The following is a 16,276-nucleotide window of genomic DNA, read 5'->3' on the forward strand; positions in this document are numbered from 1 at the left end:
ATAACTATCTACATTACACCCAAGGGCGATCGCTCTCCTTTTACTCCCGCAGCACGTAACCCACCCCGCGCACGGTTTGAATCAGCCGCTTCTCCTGCTCCGCTTCCAGCTTCAGGCGTAGGTAGCGAATATAGACCTCAATAATATTAGAATCGCCCATAAAGTCGTAGCCCCAGACTTTTTCAAGAATGCGATCGCGGGTAATCACCTGGCGAGGATTACTGATCAGATATTCCAACAGATCAAATTCCTTAGCCGTGAGTTCAATCAGCCGCTTGCCGCGAAAGACCTCACGGGTTTTTCGATTAAGAGATAAATCATCAAAGTGCAGCACGTCGGCATCATCATCATCTTGGCTGCGACGGAGATGGGCCCGCACTCGGGCTAACAGTTCTTCGATGCTAAAGGGTTTGGTTACATAATCATCGGCTCCCGCATCGAGTCCTGCGACGCGATCGCTAATGTCATCCTTGGCGGTCAACAAAATGACCGGAGTTTTTGAGCCCGTGGCCCGCAGCCGCCGACATAGCTCTAGTCCAGTGAGTCCCGGCATCAGCCAATCTAAAATAATCAGATCTGGATTGATATCGCGGGCCGCCGTTAGCCCTGCCAGACCATCGTTAGCGACGGTGATGTCATAGCCTTCATAGCCCAGCTCCAGTTCAATAAAGCGGGCTAATTTCGTTTCGTCTTCGACAACAAGGATATGGGGGTTCATAGTGTTGAGGATGCCAAGGGTAGGGTAACAGTAAAGGTGCTGCCTTCGTGGGGCTTGGAGGCAAGGCTGACCCGGCCGCCCATGCCATCCACGAGGGTTTTCACCAACGATAGCCCTAGGCCACAGCCCCCAGTGGAGCGGGCACGGGCTTCATCGACACGATAGAAGCGATCGAAAATTCGAGACTGATGCTGAAGGGGAATGCCACAACCGAAGTCTTGAACGGCGATCGCCACCTGCCCCTGGTGCTGCTCTACACGGATGATCACCGGCTGATGGGAGGCAGAATAATTCAGGGCATTGTCAATCAGGTTCATCAACACCTGCTTCAGCCGTTGACGATCGCCCTCGACCCAGATATCCAACGGAGCCTCAATTTTCAAGGTGCGATCGCCTGCCCCTTGCACCATGCTACAAAGTTCAGCAAGCAGTTCATTCACGGAGATGGTTTCTAGATGATAGTGAAAATTGCCAGAATCAGCGCGGGCTAGCTCCAGCAGTTCTTCGAGTAAATGAATCGTGCGATTAGCTTCAGAAGCAGCAATTTCTAAGGCTTCTCGCTGGGGCTCAGTCAGGGTAGCGCTGCGGCGCAGGGTGCTCTGTAGATAGCCGGAAACAATGGTGAGGGGCGTGCGGAGTTCATGGGAAACATCGTTGACAAACTGGCGCTGTTGATCCCAAGTGGTCGCCAGCCGTTGGAGCATATCATCACAGGTTTCCGCCAGTTCGTTCACCTCCGTCGGGGCCGCATGGAGATGCAGCTTGAGGGTGCCGATGGTGTCGGGGCAAACATTGCGGGTGAGCTGTCCTACTTGCTTCAGCGGCAGGAGCGATCGCCGCACGTAAACCGCCAGCGCTACCGCCATCACAATCATCACCAGTAAACTCACCAACGAAAGGCTGCGAATAATGGCAATGAACATCGCTTGTTCTTCGGTGATATCTTGGGCAACGTAAAGAGTGCCTAAGCTATTGCCGTCCACCCTGAGCGGGCCGCGACAAAGGACGAGGGCGCGATCGCCCACCCGTTGAATAGCGGAGTCAAGGCGGGTGAGTTGGTCGCCTCGCTGCACCAAAGCCTGGGCTCGCTGGAGGAAAAGGTCATCGGCAGTGGTGGGGGTCATCATGCCCGATGGACGATCCAGGACAATCATCAATCCTGGCAAGCTGCGATTATCAATCGACCGTTGGATAGCCAACTCCAAAGGCATCATCTCGGCATACAGCTCCACGTCTTGAGGGAGGCGAGAGATGACCTCAATCGTCAATTGCTTGTGGCTATCTATGAGCAAGCGCTGGGTTTTCCAAGCCGTCCAGATGGCAATGCTGCCGACACCACAAAGCGAGACCAAGGTAACGCCAATGGTCAAGCGGAACTGAAGCGATTTGGGGTTCAAGGCTGACCAAATCGGTTGCAGAGTGGTTGTCACAAGCTGGCGAACGGACTTCATGATCATCAACGCTAACATATCGGACAAAGGGGCCAGTGAAGTACAACAGCACTAAGGAGCGATCGCCATCATCCTGCCCCACGAGATTGCCCTGACCCTGACCACAGCTACCATGAACCTTCCAGGAAGCTATGGTGACGAACTATCTCAAGGGTTGTGGTGCTAGTACACCACCCAACAGGGTAATCCGCGATGGCCTGGAAACAATGTGCTATGAGCTGTGCAAAGATCACCTGTGCAAAGATCATCCGCGGATTCCAGGTCAGCTCTTTAATCGAGCAGAATGCTCCTAGGGGCGATCGCGCTTATTCTTCACTCTAGAGGGGAAGTCTAATGGCCAGATGAATTTTTCCTGAGCAATACCGTTTCTAGCAATGTTGACTGTTCAAAAGCCTAATAAAGATTACCTGAAGGTTTGTTCCATAGGGGCCAGTTATCCCTCAAGATTGAGGTACATTTTTGCAAAGGGCGAGAAACGGGTCTCAGTTTTGGGTATCTTAAAGCTCAGATGAGATCTTAACCATGGGAACTAAATCATGGAGTTCTTAACGGCATCACGTGGAGCGATACACATCAATGACGGTAGAGTTTAAGATCGCCAATCGATCGATTCATCCGGAGCAACTGCTATCGTGTTTGGCAGGGTATCAAATGCTCCCTAACCTCGTCCAAGCGATCTTAGTAGATGATGCGATCGCTCAAATTGTCTGTACAGAAGATGAAAAGGCTGCAGCCTGTCAACAATTTTATACGCAGAACCAACTTGAAGAGGAGGCTGCTCGGCAAGCTTGGCTCAATCAATATGGCATGACGCCAGAGCAGCTTGAGGCCCTAGCCACCCGAGAACTCCGGATTGAAAAGTTTAAGCAAGAAACCTGGGGCGGCAAGCTAGAGTCCTACTTTCTACAGCGCAAAAGCAGTCTGGATAAGGTGATATACTCTCTGATTCGGGTAAAAGATCCGGGAATTGCCCGCGAGCTTTATTTTCGAATTTCTGAAGGAGAGCAACCGCTGTCTGAGCTAGCTCGGGACTATTCCCAGGGGGTGGAGGCTCAAACCGATGGGCTGATCGGCCCTGTAGAGCTGAGCGTTCCCCACCCTGTCCTAGCCCAAATTCTAGCCAGCAGCCAGCCGGGAGACCTGGCCCCTCCAACGCAAGTAGGAGAATGGGTCGTGCTAGTGCGCCTAGAGCGGTTTATGCCAGCCCAGCTCGATGACGCTATGCGATCGCGCCTGCTGCATGAATGCTTCCAAACCTGGCTCAATGAACAGCTTGCCCAAGTCGATTTACACGCCATTCAGCATCCTCCAACGGTCTCAGTAGCCCCATGACCTATACCAAATCATCCATTAAGGAATTCTTAGCGGCTATTCCGCCCTTCGATCGCCTGCCTGATACCGTGTTGAGTCGCATTGCTAATATGGCTCAGCTTCTGCGCTATCGCATGGGGCAGCCGATTGTGGTGCGCGATACCATGCCGGCCCAGTTGTCGATAATCTATCAAGGGCAGGCGCGGCTACTGGCCTATGATCCCCGCACCGATCGCCCGGTTACCCTAGAAATGGTGCCGGCTGGTCAGGTCTTAGGCTGGGTGAGCTTGGTGCGCGGTTTACCCTGTGAAACAGCGATCGCTTCCGTGGAAACCATTTGCCTGACCTTGCCTGCCAATGAATTTCTGGGACTGCTAGCGGGAGAACCAGCCTTTGCAGAGGGGTTCCGCTCCCGCTGCTCGATCCTAGAAGCCTTTGATTTAATCGGGGCCGAAATTCATCGTCAAGCCATTGGCAATGCTGACCTGAAAGAACTCACCTTTAAGGCCGAGCCCGAGGCTGTTGTCTATAACCTGCCGCCAGGCATCACCCCAGCTAGTCAGCTAGAGCGCGATCGCATCTGGTTTGTCAGCGGCGGCGGTGCCATTTCCACCTATCCCGTCGGCAGCCGCATCAACCCCACCGCCAACGCCTCAATTAACGTTACCGGCTCCTTCGATGCTCGGCTCGTAGGCTTTCCATCCGACCTGCTGACCCAAGCCACGATTCAGCCCAATCCTGCAAGCCCGCCTCCGGCAGCCACCCAAACAGCCTTTGATGATGTATCGGGTACCACCATCGACCTACCCTATGCACCCGCCCATCCGGTAGCAGCCCAGAATCTGTCCAGCCGAGAAACTGATGAACAAACCGGTCGCCAGTCCTACCCCTTCATTCGCGGCAAGGGTTCCCTAGATGGAGCCATGGCCTGCTTCCAGATGCTCAGCCGCCATTTGCAGATTCCCTTTCGGCGAGATATTGTTCATCGTGTTCTCAACGATCAGATCCAGCGCACGGGTGGACTCAGCCTTGACCTAGCGGGCTCCGTAGCCGAGTTTATGGGGCTCAATGCCCAACTGGTGTCTGTGCCTCTTACCTCCATTGGTCGCATTGAAGCGCCGGCCCTAATTGAGTGGGAAGGGGCGCTTTGCCTCATCTATGAAGCCAACGAGAAGGAACTGGTCATTGCCAATCCGGCAAAGGGGCTGCTGCGGCGAAAACCCAGCGACTTGGCTCGCAGTTGGGGCACGGTTGCCGACGGTGGACAGCCCGCCGACCGAGGCGAGGTGCTGCTACTGAAGAAAACCCAGCAAACGCCTCAACAGCGGTTTGGGTTGCAGTGGTTTTTGCCCTCCATCTATCGCTACCGCCGGGTCTTAACGGAGGTGTTCATTGCCTCCTTCTTCGTCCAGCTTTTTGCCCTTGCCAATCCGTTAATGATCCAGGTGATCATCGATAAGGTAATTGTGCAAAACAGCTCCGATACCCTGCAAGTCTTGGGGATCTTTCTGGTCGTACTGGCGGTGTTTGAGGCTCTGCTCAGCAGTTTACGTACCTACCTGTTTGTTGACACGACGAACCGCATTGACCTCTCCCTGGGCTCCGAAATTATTGATCACTTGCTGCGTCTACCGCTGCGCTATTTCGATCGCCGCCCTGTGGGAGAGCTCTCCACCCGCATCAACGAGCTAGAAAATATTCGCCAGTTTCTCACGGGAACGGCGCTCACCGTGGTCTTAGATGCCCTCTTTTCGGTCATCTACATCGTGGTGATGTTCATCTATAGCTGGTTGCTCACCCTGGTGGCCTTGGCGATTATTCCGCTGTTTGTAGGCCTAGCCGTCATCGCCTCACCGCTGATTCGTCGGCAGCTTCGGGTCAAGGCTGAACGCAACGCCGAAACCCAGTCCTACCTGGTGGAGGTGATGTCGGGGATTCAAACCGTGAAGGCTCAGAATATGGAGCTGCGGGCCCGCTGGCAATGGCAGCAGCGCTATGCCCGCTACGTGAGTGCTGGGTTTAAGACCGTGCTCACCTCAACCACCGCAGGCTCGGCCAGCCATTTCCTCAACCAGCTCTCTGGACTGTTGGTGCTCTGGGTTGGTGCATACCTGGTGCTGCAGGGCCAGCTCACCCTAGGGCAGTTGATCGCCTTCCGGATTATTTCCGGATATGTGACGGGGCCACTTCTGCGCTTGGCTCAGCTTTGGCAAAGTTTCCAAGAAATTGGCCTGTCCATTGAGCGGCTCAGCGATATTTTAGACACCAATCCCGAAGCCGATGAACTGGATCGCCTCAACATTCCCATGCCGCAAATTGAGGGGCGGGTCACCTACGATGAAGTCACCTTCCGATTTACGAAAGAAGGCCCGCCTCAACTGAAAAATGTCAGCGTGGAATTTCAGCCCGGCTCCTTTGTGGGCATTGTGGGTCTGAGCGGCTCTGGGAAGAGCACCATGATGAAACTGCTGCCACGGCTTTATGAACTAGAGTCTGGGCGGATCATGATCGACGGCTACGACATTGGCAAAGTCGAGCTGTATTCCCTACGGCGACAGGTGGGGATTGTGCCCCAAGAAACCCTGCTGTTTGACGGTACGGTGCAGGAAAATATTGCCCTGACCAATCCTGAAGCGACAGCCGAAGAAATTATTGACGCTGCCAAGGCCGCTGCTGCCCATGAGTTCATCATGGGATTGCCCAATGGCTATAACACGCGGGTGGGAGAACGAGGCTCGGCCCTGTCGGGTGGGCAACGGCAACGGGTGGCGATCGCCCGTACCATCCTCCAACGCCCTCGCCTTTTGATTTTGGATGAAGCCACCAGCGCCCTTGACTATGACTCGGAGCGTCAGGTCTGCCTCAATCTCGCCCAAGTCTTCCGCGATCGCACCGTGTTTTTCATTACCCACCGGCTCAGCACCATCCGCAATGCTGACATCATTTTGATGATGGATAAGGGTTCCATTGTGGAAATTGGCACCCATGAAGAACTCATGGCCCTGCGCGGTCGCTACTACTGCCTCTATCAACAACAGGAAGCGCAGCTCTAGCCTTCCCAGCCGTCAATTCAACCGTCAACATTGCTTCTCCCTTGCCCGTTTCACCGCGATCCTAGTGCTCTTATAGGACTGACCCATGACTCAATCTGCAAACGGACACAATCAGCGCCTCGCGGCCCTTATGGCTAGCAACGGCAATCCATCCCCTAACGGCAGTCAACCGCCGCCCGACCATGACGCAGGCAATGACAACCATGGCAACAACGGCGGCAGTCGTGCTATCCGCACAGAAGATGACTTCGATCAGCCGGTGATTCTGCAGCAAACCGCCCGCTGGTCCCATGCGATCATCTGGGGCATCGTCGGCGTCACCACCTTTACGGTGCTCTGGGCAGCCTTTGCTCGGGTTGAAGAAGCCGTCCCCGCCACCGGAAAACTAGAGCCCCAAGGGGCTGTACAAGACGTACAGGCTCCGGTGAATGGCGTCGTTCAAGAAATCTTGGTGGAAGATGGCGATCGCGTTCAGCAGGGCGATGTGCTCATGCGTCTTGATACCCGCGCATCTAATGCCCAGTTGGAATCGTTGCAAGAGGTGAAAACATCCCTAGAGCAGGAAAATCGCTTCTACCGGGCCCAGTTGGGTAATCTACCCCTGGATTCCGAGGATGTGTTGGATCTCGACCTTTCTCCTGAGGTTCTATCCCTAACGGAGAGCCGCTCAACGCTGATCGCCGAAAACCAGCTCTATGGATCGTTGCTCACAGGCTCAACGGATGGAGCGACTTTCTCCCCAGCCCAAGCCTTCCGCCTACAGGCCCTACAAGCCGAAGCCAGCAGCCGTATCTCGGCCTCTCAACTGGAGGTGGCTCAACTAGAGCGCCAGCTTCAGGAGTCTAATATTCAACTGCAGGCCGCCCGTTCTAACCTCAGAACCAATGAGACTATTTTGAATGACATTACCCCATTGTTTGAAGAAGGGGGAATCGCACGGCTGCAATATACCCGCCAAGTTCAAGATGTCGATAATAGCCAAGCGGAAGTCGATCGTTTAGAAATTGAGCAGGAGCGGCTCCAGTTTGCGATCGCCCAAGGCCAGGAGCAGTTTCAGAATGCTGTCGCCATTTCCAACACCGATATTCTGAACCGGATCGCCGAGAACGATAAACGCATTTCGGAGATCAACAGTCAGCTTAATAAAGCGATCGTAGAAAATGAAAAGCGCATTTCGGAGATCGAAAGCCAGCTCAGCCAAACAGAGCTGAACCTGCAATATCAAGAAATTCGCGCTCCCATTGATGGCATTGTGTTCGACCTCCAGGCTCAACCACAAGGTGTGGTGGGCAATACGGTCGAGCCGGTGCTGAAGCTGGTGCCTAGCGATGAACTGCTGGCGCGGGTCTTTATCACCAACCGGGATATCGGCTTTGTATCTACCGGCATGGATGTAGACGTGCGGGTGGATTCCTTCCCGTTTAGCGAGTTTGGCGACATCAAGGGCGAGGTGGTGTGGATTGGCTCCGATGCCCTGCCGCCGGATCAAATTCGTCAGTTTTACTCCTTCCCCGCCACCGTGCGGCTTGATCAACAGGAGCTCATCATCCGAGGTAATGGCGTACCTCTGCAGTCAGGGATGTCGGTGAGCGCTAACATCCGCACCCGCAGTCGCACCGTGTTAAGTATTTTCACGGATCTGTTTGTCCGCAAGGTAGAAAGCGTAACCACTTCACGGTAGGGGAAAGGATCCGTCGAACTCATGCGACATGTGACCGTGGCACGTGAGGTCAATGGCTGTTGTCCCTTAATGTTAGAAAGACTGGGAGGATCTTAAGCGACATCTTGAGATCCTCCTGCACTCCCGACGGGAGAAGATGGAACCTAGGCGTCCAATTTCGGCTTCAGGAGCTTATTGGTGAGCTTTGGATCAGCGCGACCGTTGGTTTTCTTCATCACCTGACCGACAAAGAAGCCTTGCAGTTTGGTTTTGCCCGCCCGGTACTTGGCTAGCTCATCGGGATTGTCTGCCAGCACTTGGTCAATCACCGCGGCCAATTCGCCTTCATCGGAGATTTGCACCAGGCCCTTTTGTTCAACTAAGGCCTTAGCCGAACCGCCCTGGGTGAGCAGCTCGGGTAACAAGTCTTTGCCGATTTTGTTGCTAATGGTGCCCGCTTCGATCAGGTCAATCAGCTCAGCCAAGCTTTCCGGCGTCAGCGCCAGCTCACGGATAGTTTTCTTCTCATTGTTCAGGTACGCGCCAATGTCTTGGGTAATCCAGTTGGCGGCTAGTTTGGCGTTGGCTCCGGCGGCGATCGCTGCTTCAAAATATTCAGCAATGGAGCGATCGTCGGTGAGAACGCCGGTATCGTAGGCGGATAGACCTAAGTCTGTCTCATAGCGATGGCGCTTTTGGGCAGGCAGTTCCGGCAGTTCACCGCGCCAGCCTTCGAGCTGCTCCGACGATACCTCAATGGGGCCAAGATCCGGCTCCGGGAAATAGCGGTAGTCGCTAGAGCCTTCCTTCAGGCGCATACTAATGGTGCGCTGAGAGCCCTCTTCCCAGAGGCGCGTTTCTTGATAAATCGGTTCCCCGGCTTCGATCGCTGCAGTTTGCCGTTCAATTTCGTAGTCGATCGCTTTTTGGATGGCGCTGAAGGAGTTCATATTTTTGATCTCCACCTTCGTGCCAAACTCCGCCCGACCCACAGGACGCACAGAAATGTTCACGTCACAGCGCAGCGATCCTTCCTGCATGTTGCCATCGCTGACCCCCAAGTAGCGGACAATGCGACGTAGCTCTTGGGCATATTCTGCCGCCTCTTGCCCCGATCGCAGATCCGGCTCCGACACAATTTCAATCAGCGGAATACCGGCGCGGTTGTAGTCCACCAGGGAATGGGTGGATCCGGAAAGGCGATCGCTGCCCGCATGAACCAGCTTGCCCGCATCTTCTTCCATATGCAGACGGGTGATGCCAATGCGCTTGCGCGTCGAGGTACCGGCTTTCTTGTCTACCAATTCAATTTCCAGCCAGCCATGTTCGGCAATGGGCAGGTCATATTGGGAGATTTGGTAGTTCTTGGGTAGGTCAGGATAGAAATACTGCTTGCGGTCAAACTTGCTGTAGGGGGCAATTTGGCAATTGAGCGCTAACCCAGCTTTCACCGCATATTCCAACACTTTCTCGTTCAGCACTGGCAACACCCCCGGCATTCCCATGCAGATGGGATCGATGTGGGTGTTGGGCGGTGCCCCAAAAGCCGTGGAGCTATTGGAGAAAATTTTGGTGGCGGTGCTGAGTTGGCAATGGGTTTCTAAACCAATTACCGCTTCATACTGGGTCTTCGCGGGTGCAGCAGTAGTCATAGGCGTGGGTATCGTGGGTTCGATGAATGAGGTCAGGACAAGGTTGAGCTGTACGACCTGTAGTCCTATTGTATCGAGGTCTTGGAGCATTCGGACGGCGATCGCCTAGAAGCTAAAGACAGTACGAATGGTACCAATGATGCTATCGCTGACCGAGTTATCGTTACCAGGATCCGCAACCCAGATGAGACCGGGCGTGATCGACACATTGTTGTTGAGCTGATAACGATAGAAGCCTTCCACAACTAAGGATGCATCTTCGATCAAAGCCGGGATACGCTGATTATTAACACTGGCATCGGCAATGCGAGGCGGCACCCCCACCAAGATGCCACCTAGATTGCCGCTACCAAATAGATCGGGAAAGGCCAAGGTCAGTTGATAGCTCCAAATATCGAGGTCACTGGTGCTGGTACCGCTGTCAATGTAGGCAGCTCCACCCCCAAGCTCAATGGCGTCGCTGAGGCGATAGTTAATCTGCGCACCGTAGGTATTAGCGGTTTCGGGATCATCCGTGGCAAAGCCAGAGGTGCTGTAGCCTCGCACGTAGGTGAGCGCTCCATCAAAACGTGAGGAGAGAAAGGTGAGCTGGGCAATCATGCCAAAGTCACCGTTGAATAATCCATTGGACGGCTCAGGGTTGGAAGCATTGCTGGCTGTGTAGCCCAAATCTAAGCTGAGATTATTGGTGACCTGAACAATGGCACCGCCCCCTGCATTGCCTGGCGCTGCCAGATTGTATTGCGGCGGAGAGCCAAAGGCAGATAGGCTACCATCAGTGGAGCTATCTAGGGGACTAATAGTACTAGAGACTAGATCATCGACAGCTAAGCCATTGGCTCCAATGCGGGCATCAATTCGACTGGTGACCGGAAAGTCATAAAACAGGCTGTCTAGTTCAATATCATTATCGCCAGATGCGCCACCGAAGGAGAAGCCAATCGTATCTCCTTCAAAATCGCGAAAATCACGAGCTTGGAGCCGAATACGCAGGCGATCGCTGCCCGTGAAGCTAGAATCGAAGTTCATGCGCACCCGGTAGCCAAAGGTCGCTTGGTTACTGAATTGGGAGTCTTCATCCAGCACAGCAGCCGTCGCAAAGATGACGTTGCCATTCAGTTTAGTGGTGGTGGAAAACTGGTTGGCTTCTAGTTCTGCCGTCCGTGCTTCCAATGCATCCACCCGTCCGCGTAGGGTGGCTAATTCTGCAGCGTACTCTTCCTGCAGGCGCTCTAGGGTGAGCAGGTCGGTGGAACCGACGCCTCCTCCAGAAATAAGACTGCTAATGCGATCGAGACAGGCATTGAGCCCAGCAGCAAATTCATAGCGAGACAGGGGTTGATTGCCCCGGAAGGTGCCATCGGGATAGCCTGCGATACAGCCATACCGTTCTACCAAGGACGCCAGCGCTTGGTAGGCCCAATCTGTGGGAGCTACGTCGGAGAGCTGGGTCACAGAGGTCACCTGGGACATCGAACCTTCCCCTGTGTCCACAGGGACAACTGGAACGGTCGCCGTAGGACGAGATTCTGGCAATGGGGCGCGATCGCTGGCCGTGGGACTAGGAGCAAGCGGACTAGCCGTAGGACTGGGGGCAAAGGGAGCAGGCTGAGGTGCAGGGAATGCCGTGGAGCGATCGCTGCTGGCGGGGCTGTCTGCTGGAATCAGCTCCGCAGGGGTGCCGTTGGGAATGACCACAAACCCGTTGTAGTGCGAATTAATCGCTGGATCTGAGGTTGGAATTAACTGGGTTGGCGTTGCACTGGGTGTGACAACCTCCTGAGGAGCAGGTGGAGCCTGCTGGGAAATCAGCAGATCGGGCGTACTCTCTATCGCAGAGAGGTCATCAGATGCAGGAAGGTCATCAGACAACCAAGAAGCTGTGCGATCGCCTCCCTGCGATGCATCTGATGCCATAGCGATGGTTGGCCATGCTGTGAACCAAAGGAGGCTTGTTGCCGGCACAGCTAGCAGAATGTTCAAGATAAGATTACGAACCATGTTTTCCTCACACCTGTCCCAGGGTTGATCACCATTAAGTTATAGCGAATAGTTTTTGCCAACGCACCCAGTCTGGTAGGAATGCAAGGAAATCTTACATGGTTATTGCCATAAGTGATGGAAATCTCTTGTTTCCTGCTCCAGCAACCCTCATGCAGGAGGGCGATCGCCCCCATCACGGAACACCCTTCAAAAATGATGCATAATGAACACGATTGACATTGGGTCGGCATAAAGCCAGTCCAATGGCGGCTCCAGCCTGTCTCCCTGGAACCAGATATCCCAAACAACCTCTCGACCCCATCCACCTGCGATGTACGTCAGGGCTGTCTATGGAATTCAACCGCCTGCCCCCTGGCGAACCCGTCGATCACCCTGGGGACGTCGGAGTCCTGAGAAGCAAGATTTTAAGATTAAGCACCATGTCTAAAACCGTATTGCAATCGTGGGTTCCAGTCATGCTCATTGCCCTTGGGCTAACCGGTATGGCAAAACCCGCCCAAGCCCAGCGTCAAACAATCTATAGTCCCATGCCCATTGAGAGTGGCACTGAACTCACCGATGTCTTGAGTGACAGCGACATTCCCACTGGCTTTGGAGGGTTTGCACGCGATTACACCATTACGTTTGAATCAGGCGATCACATTGTGATTGACCTGATCTCTGATGACTTTGACACGATCATCACGCTCATTTCGCCGGATGGATCGACCTTTGGCGAAAATGATGATGGCCCCGACGGCACCACCAATTCGCTTCTCTTTGCCCGGATTGTCCAGGGTGGCACCTATGTGTTGCGGGTGCGGCCCTATGCTGGTCAAGGCTCTGGCTCATTTCAACTGAAAGTGACCAGGCTCCGGCCAGTAGACTAGCCTACCTGCAAGCACCGGGCAGGGGTATTCAGCCTTGCCCAGTGACTTGGAAGGGCGATCGCCTTCAGTCAGGTTCCTCAGGTTTCAAAAAAAGTTTGTTAAATTGCTTGCCAAGGATCCAGTCAGTCTGCTAGCTTAATGAAGCGCTAAAAAACAAGCGCAAATTTCGGTGCAGCTTACGCCTATCCGAACTTATAAGCCGGGATAGCTCAGTCGGTAGAGCAGAGGACTGAAAATCCTCGTGTCGGCGGTTCAAGTCCGCCTCCTGGCATTGTTTCAGCCTCTGCATTTTGGTTTCAGATCCCCTGTACTAGTCAGAATTCAGGGATGACGATGTGGCGCGATCGCCCCGCATAATGCTCATACAAGACTTTGGTGGAGACCCTAGCGAGATAGCTGACATCCGCAACACTAAGATGATTCAGCGCTTCGGTAATCCACGTGTGTCTAGCATGATATTGAGATAGATAGAAGGCAACTAGACCCCGCTTCACCAAATCTTCAACGGTGGGTCTCCAGTACCTTGTTTGAAAATTGGTGTAGTTGAACCGCGTGCCGGTTCTGCTTTTGAACACCAGCTCGTCCCGCGCTGCGCCCTGGCGTTGCTCCGTCAGCAGGTTGATTAACCGGGGGTTGCAGGGGAACCGCGTAATCTTGCGGTTCTTGGTGGATTGAGCCTCGGCCATGTCGCTGGGGTGGGCGACGGCGAACAGGATTTCTGAGCAGTCGATGGAGATGTGTTCCCATCGCAACGCGGCGGCCTCTTCAGGCCTGCACCCTGTCCAGAAGAGGAACTTTACCCAAGGTTCATAGAACGGATGGGTGAGTTCAAACTCTCTGATAATCACGTCCCGCTCTTTGATGGAGAAGGCGGCCCACGCCTTCTCCGAGTGCTTGGGTAGTCTGATTTGCTTCTGCAGCCCCTCGAAGGGATTGCGGATCATAAGGTCACTTTCCATGGCCCACCTACAACATGCGTTCAACTGGACTAAGGTTCTACGGGCTGTCTCTGCTGAGTAGTGCTCCATAAGCCAGTCCCGGACGGCGATCGCCGTTTCTAGGCGGGGTGACACTTTGCGGAGCACGATTAGTCGTTTCCCAAACTTGGCGTAATCCCTCAGATAGGTGCTGGGTGCGAGCTGGGGACGCTTGAAGTCTGCGTATTTCTCCCACACGTAAGACAGCCGATACAGGTCAACCGCTCTTTTCTTCACCACGTTGTAGCAACTTCAAGTTAGACAAACTCAGCACCTCTGGTATGGCCCAGCCCTCAAGTTGGATGCTGGCCGCTAGCTCACTCACTTCTATAATCCGTCCTGTTTTGCCGTGATGCGGCCCAGCTTGTAATTCAACAACGTCACCGGTGTTGAATAGTGTTGAATAGTTGTTGAATAGGCGAAACCCTTGCTCTGTATGGTCTTCAGGGTTATAGTCAACAGAATTTAGTTTTTCGTCAGAAGCATCTAATTCAGAAAGTACTTTTTCGTCACCCCCTAGTAAAAAATTATTTTGTTGACTATAGCCTGTATCGCTTTTCACATCTTCGTTTGAGCTATTCAACACGCTATTCAACTGTTGACTAGTGTTGAATATAGCAAGTGAGTATGTATACTTACGCCGTGAGCCGCGTTTGATGACGCGATCGCCTGCATTGTCTGACGTCTGAAGTCTCGAAAGCTGTGTGTAGAGCGACTTCTTGTCAATTCCTGTCGCTTCGTAAAGCTGTTCAATTGATGCTTCTCCACTTAGTTTTAGATAGTCAACAATTTGGTCTTTCTGCGTCATGTTTTGAACCGGTGACCATTTTCCAATCAACTTCCATTCGAGGGTTTTGGCATCCAAAACTACCTTGAGGTCATGCTTGCCCCAGCCATTTTCACAAACCAGCCGATAACTCCTGTCGGATGCGGCCAGAACCATGCTTCCTCTACAGACGGCTCGGATGGCGCTGCTGCCTCGGATTGTGTCAAATAGGTCTACCTTGTCGGCCGTTTCGGCGTTGACCTTGCCTGTGTGGTGGACGAGCACCACACAGCAGTCTAGGGAGATGGCTAGGTCTTGCAGCGGATCCAATACGGCGCTCATCTCCGCTGACGATTCGTTGACGTTTGAGTCCTTAACCCGGCTCAAGGTATCAATTACGATTAAACGCAGGTCGTCTATCTCTGCTGCGATCTCCGCTAGGTGTGGTAGCTCCGATAGCTTGAACTTGGGTAGCCAAACGATGGGGAGCCCCCGTTCCCACCCTTGGGCCTGCTGTCGCTCTCGGATTTTGCCTGGGCTGTCTTCAATCTCAACGAACAGGACAGTGCCTTGTGTGGTGGGACGGCTGAGAAACTCGCTGCCGGTTGCGACGGCGTGGGCCAGGGTCATGGCTAACAGGGTCTTGCCTGTTCGGGCCCCAGCAGCTAACAGGAACAGTTCATTCTGGGTCAGGATGTCGGGAACCAACCATTCTGTATATTCAGGGGCGGTGTCGATTAACTCGTCATTGGTTAGCAGGCGATCGCGTAGTGGATTGTTGCTCTGCTTTTGTGGTGGTGGCTGCGTGGCTGCCGCTGCCGCTGCTCTAAAGTCAGCAAGGGGAAACTCGTTGAGCAGTGCATCTGATACGTCCCAGCCTTTTGGGGCATCCTCGTTCGATGGAACTATCGCGATCGCTGCACGGTCTCCTAGTGCCCTGGCTACCTTCTCCGCTCCATCTTTGCCTGCTTTGTCTAGGTCATAGAACACCGTCACGTTGCCGATCAGTTTGTCTAGCTCTGCCTGTGGTGGCACCGATCCAGCACCACAGTTGAAGCAGGCGACCGCCGTCTCGGTGTCTTTCTTGTGGTCTAATTCATCGGCTAGGACGATGGCGTCCCATTCCCCTTCACATAGCCACGTTTGCCTGGCCTGCTTGGGTTTCCGTGTAAACCAGGTGAGCGGAGGGATGCCCCATTGCTTCCATGGTGAATACTCGGGGTCTGCTGAGAGAAGGTCTGCCCATGGTGCCAGTCTTTTCTTGACGTAGAAGCCGTCGCCGGCAGGGAACGGTATCCCGATCGCTTCCACCGTCTTCTTGCCCACCTTGGCGCGATACAGCCCTAACTGGTGCCGCTCGATATTTTCCTCGAAGATGGTGCGATCTTTCAGCCAATCTAGGGGCAACTTGCTAGCCAGCAACTCCTTTGTGGCCCGCTCCACCGTTTCCCGGCTGGACAATGCTGAGCGCTTGCCCGTGAGATTGGCGGGGGTCTGTTTCGCCTTCGGTATTCCGATCGCTGCTCTGATTTGCTCGGTGGTGCAACCCCGAAAGCATTTGTAGGCTCCACTGTCTGGGTCGATACTGAGCGCTCGCCCTTTAGCCTGCTCCTGGTCGCAGTGGGGACAGTGGGCCCGTCCTGTGCTCGTGAACTGGACGTGGTCTCGAATGTCGAACATGCTTTCCTCTCTCATTCTTTTTGGATCAAATGATCCTTGCTTGCCAAGCCATCAAGCCTGACGATTTAGTAATCGCAGGGTGATGGCCGTCACCCTGCGTTGAAGTCGAGTCAAGCCGTAAATCTGATTACGGTT

10 protein-coding genes and 1 tRNA gene are annotated in these 16,276 nt (G+C 53.9%); 5 read left to right on the forward strand and 6 right to left on the reverse strand.

Annotation, left to right across the window (positions count from 1 at the left end):
- Positions 1 to 40: 40 nt before the first annotated feature.
- Positions 41 to 718: a response regulator transcription factor gene (locus tag JUJ53_RS04625; protein ID WP_204150814.1), complete on the reverse strand. Its 678-nt coding sequence runs from the start codon at positions 716 to 718 to the stop codon at positions 41 to 43.
- Complete coding sequence (locus JUJ53_RS04630; protein WP_204150815.1) at positions 715 to 2,169, reverse strand: ATP-binding protein; 1,455 nt, start codon at positions 2,167 to 2,169, stop codon at positions 715 to 717. Before JUJ53_RS04630 ends, JUJ53_RS04625 begins: the two co-directional genes overlap by 4 nt.
- A 576-nt stretch (positions 2,170 to 2,745) precedes the next feature.
- Between JUJ53_RS04630 and JUJ53_RS04635 the strand changes: the two genes are divergently transcribed.
- The 3 genes from JUJ53_RS04635 to JUJ53_RS04645 all read left to right on the forward strand — a co-directional run bounded on the left by JUJ53_RS04635 (position 2,746) and on the right by JUJ53_RS04645 (position 8,214).
- Positions 2,746 to 3,501: a peptidylprolyl isomerase gene (locus JUJ53_RS04635; protein WP_204150816.1), complete on the forward strand. Its 756-nt coding sequence runs from the start codon at positions 2,746 to 2,748 to the stop codon at positions 3,499 to 3,501.
- Positions 3,498 to 6,533: a type I secretion system permease/ATPase gene (locus JUJ53_RS04640; RefSeq protein WP_204150817.1), complete on the forward strand. Its 3,036-nt coding sequence runs from the start codon at positions 3,498 to 3,500 to the stop codon at positions 6,531 to 6,533. Before JUJ53_RS04635 ends, JUJ53_RS04640 begins: the two co-directional genes overlap by 4 nt.
- An 85-nt stretch (positions 6,534 to 6,618) precedes the next feature.
- Positions 6,619 to 8,214: an HlyD family efflux transporter periplasmic adaptor subunit gene (locus JUJ53_RS04645; protein WP_239124776.1), complete on the forward strand. Its 1,596-nt coding sequence runs from the start codon at positions 6,619 to 6,621 to the stop codon at positions 8,212 to 8,214.
- A gap of 143 nt (positions 8,215 to 8,357) precedes the next feature.
- Here the strand turns inward: JUJ53_RS04645 and gatB are convergent, their stop codons facing one another.
- Both gatB and JUJ53_RS04655 read right to left on the reverse strand, forming a co-directional pair.
- Positions 8,358 to 9,845 (reverse strand): Asp-tRNA(Asn)/Glu-tRNA(Gln) amidotransferase subunit GatB, encoded by a 1,488-nt coding sequence (gene gatB, locus JUJ53_RS04650; protein ID WP_204150818.1) that lies wholly within the window; start codon positions 9,843 to 9,845, stop codon positions 8,358 to 8,360.
- A gap of 105 nt (positions 9,846 to 9,950) precedes the next feature.
- Complete coding sequence (locus JUJ53_RS04655) at positions 9,951 to 11,762, reverse strand: iron uptake porin (protein WP_204150819.1); 1,812 nt, start codon at positions 11,760 to 11,762, stop codon at positions 9,951 to 9,953.
- A gap of 506 nt (positions 11,763 to 12,268) precedes the next feature.
- Between JUJ53_RS04655 and JUJ53_RS04660 the strand changes: the two genes are divergently transcribed.
- Both JUJ53_RS04660 and JUJ53_RS04665 read left to right on the forward strand, forming a co-directional pair.
- Positions 12,269 to 12,718: a PPC domain-containing protein gene (locus JUJ53_RS04660; protein ID WP_239124777.1), complete on the forward strand. Its 450-nt coding sequence runs from the start codon at positions 12,269 to 12,271 to the stop codon at positions 12,716 to 12,718.
- A gap of 198 nt (positions 12,719 to 12,916) precedes the next feature.
- Positions 12,917 to 12,989 (forward strand) — tRNA-Phe (locus JUJ53_RS04665).
- A gap of 43 nt (positions 12,990 to 13,032) precedes the next feature.
- Here the strand turns inward: JUJ53_RS04665 and JUJ53_RS04670 are convergent.
- Both JUJ53_RS04670 and JUJ53_RS04675 read right to left on the reverse strand, forming a co-directional pair.
- Positions 13,033 to 13,677, reverse strand: coding sequence for a tyrosine-type recombinase/integrase (locus JUJ53_RS04670; RefSeq protein ID WP_204150820.1), 645 nt, complete (start codon positions 13,675 to 13,677; stop codon positions 13,033 to 13,035).
- Positions 13,678 to 13,912: 235 nt separating this feature from the next.
- A complete protein-coding gene (locus JUJ53_RS04675) occupies positions 13,913 to 16,141 on the reverse strand; it encodes a bifunctional DNA primase/helicase (RefSeq protein ID WP_204150821.1) in 2,229 nt (742 codons plus the stop codon).
- Positions 16,142 to 16,276 lie beyond the last annotated feature (135 nt).

This window comes from Leptolyngbya sp. CCY15150 (assembly GCF_016888135.1).
GTDB lineage: Bacteria > Cyanobacteriota > Cyanobacteriia > RECH01 > RECH01 > RECH01.

Bases quoted from the DNA above. Each gene is read 5' to 3' on its own strand.
- JUJ53_RS04625 (WP_204150814.1), bottom strand. From the start codon at position 718: ATGAACCCCCATATCCTTGTTGTCGAAGACGAAACGAAATTAGCCCGC.
- JUJ53_RS04630 (WP_204150815.1), bottom strand. From the start codon at position 2,169: ATGAAGTCCGTTCGCCAGCTTGTGACAACCACTCTGCAACCGATTTGG.
- JUJ53_RS04635 (WP_204150816.1), top strand. From the start codon at position 2,746: ATGACGGTAGAGTTTAAGATCGCCAATCGATCGATTCATCCGGAGCAA.
- JUJ53_RS04640 (WP_204150817.1), top strand. From the start codon at position 3,498: ATGACCTATACCAAATCATCCATTAAGGAATTCTTAGCGGCTATTCCG.
- JUJ53_RS04645 (WP_239124776.1), top strand. From the start codon at position 6,619: ATGACTCAATCTGCAAACGGACACAATCAGCGCCTCGCGGCCCTTATG.
- gatB (WP_204150818.1), bottom strand. From the start codon at position 9,845: ATGACTACTGCTGCACCCGCGAAGACCCAGTATGAAGCGGTAATTGGT.
- JUJ53_RS04655 (WP_204150819.1), bottom strand. From the start codon at position 11,762: ATGGCATCAGATGCATCGCAGGGAGGCGATCGCACAGCTTCTTGGTTG.
- JUJ53_RS04660 (WP_239124777.1), top strand. From the start codon at position 12,269: ATGTCTAAAACCGTATTGCAATCGTGGGTTCCAGTCATGCTCATTGCC.
- JUJ53_RS04670 (WP_204150820.1), bottom strand. From the start codon at position 13,677: ATGGAAAGTGACCTTATGATCCGCAATCCCTTCGAGGGGCTGCAGAAG.
- JUJ53_RS04675 (WP_204150821.1), bottom strand. From the start codon at position 16,141: ATGTTCGACATTCGAGACCACGTCCAGTTCACGAGCACAGGACGGGCC.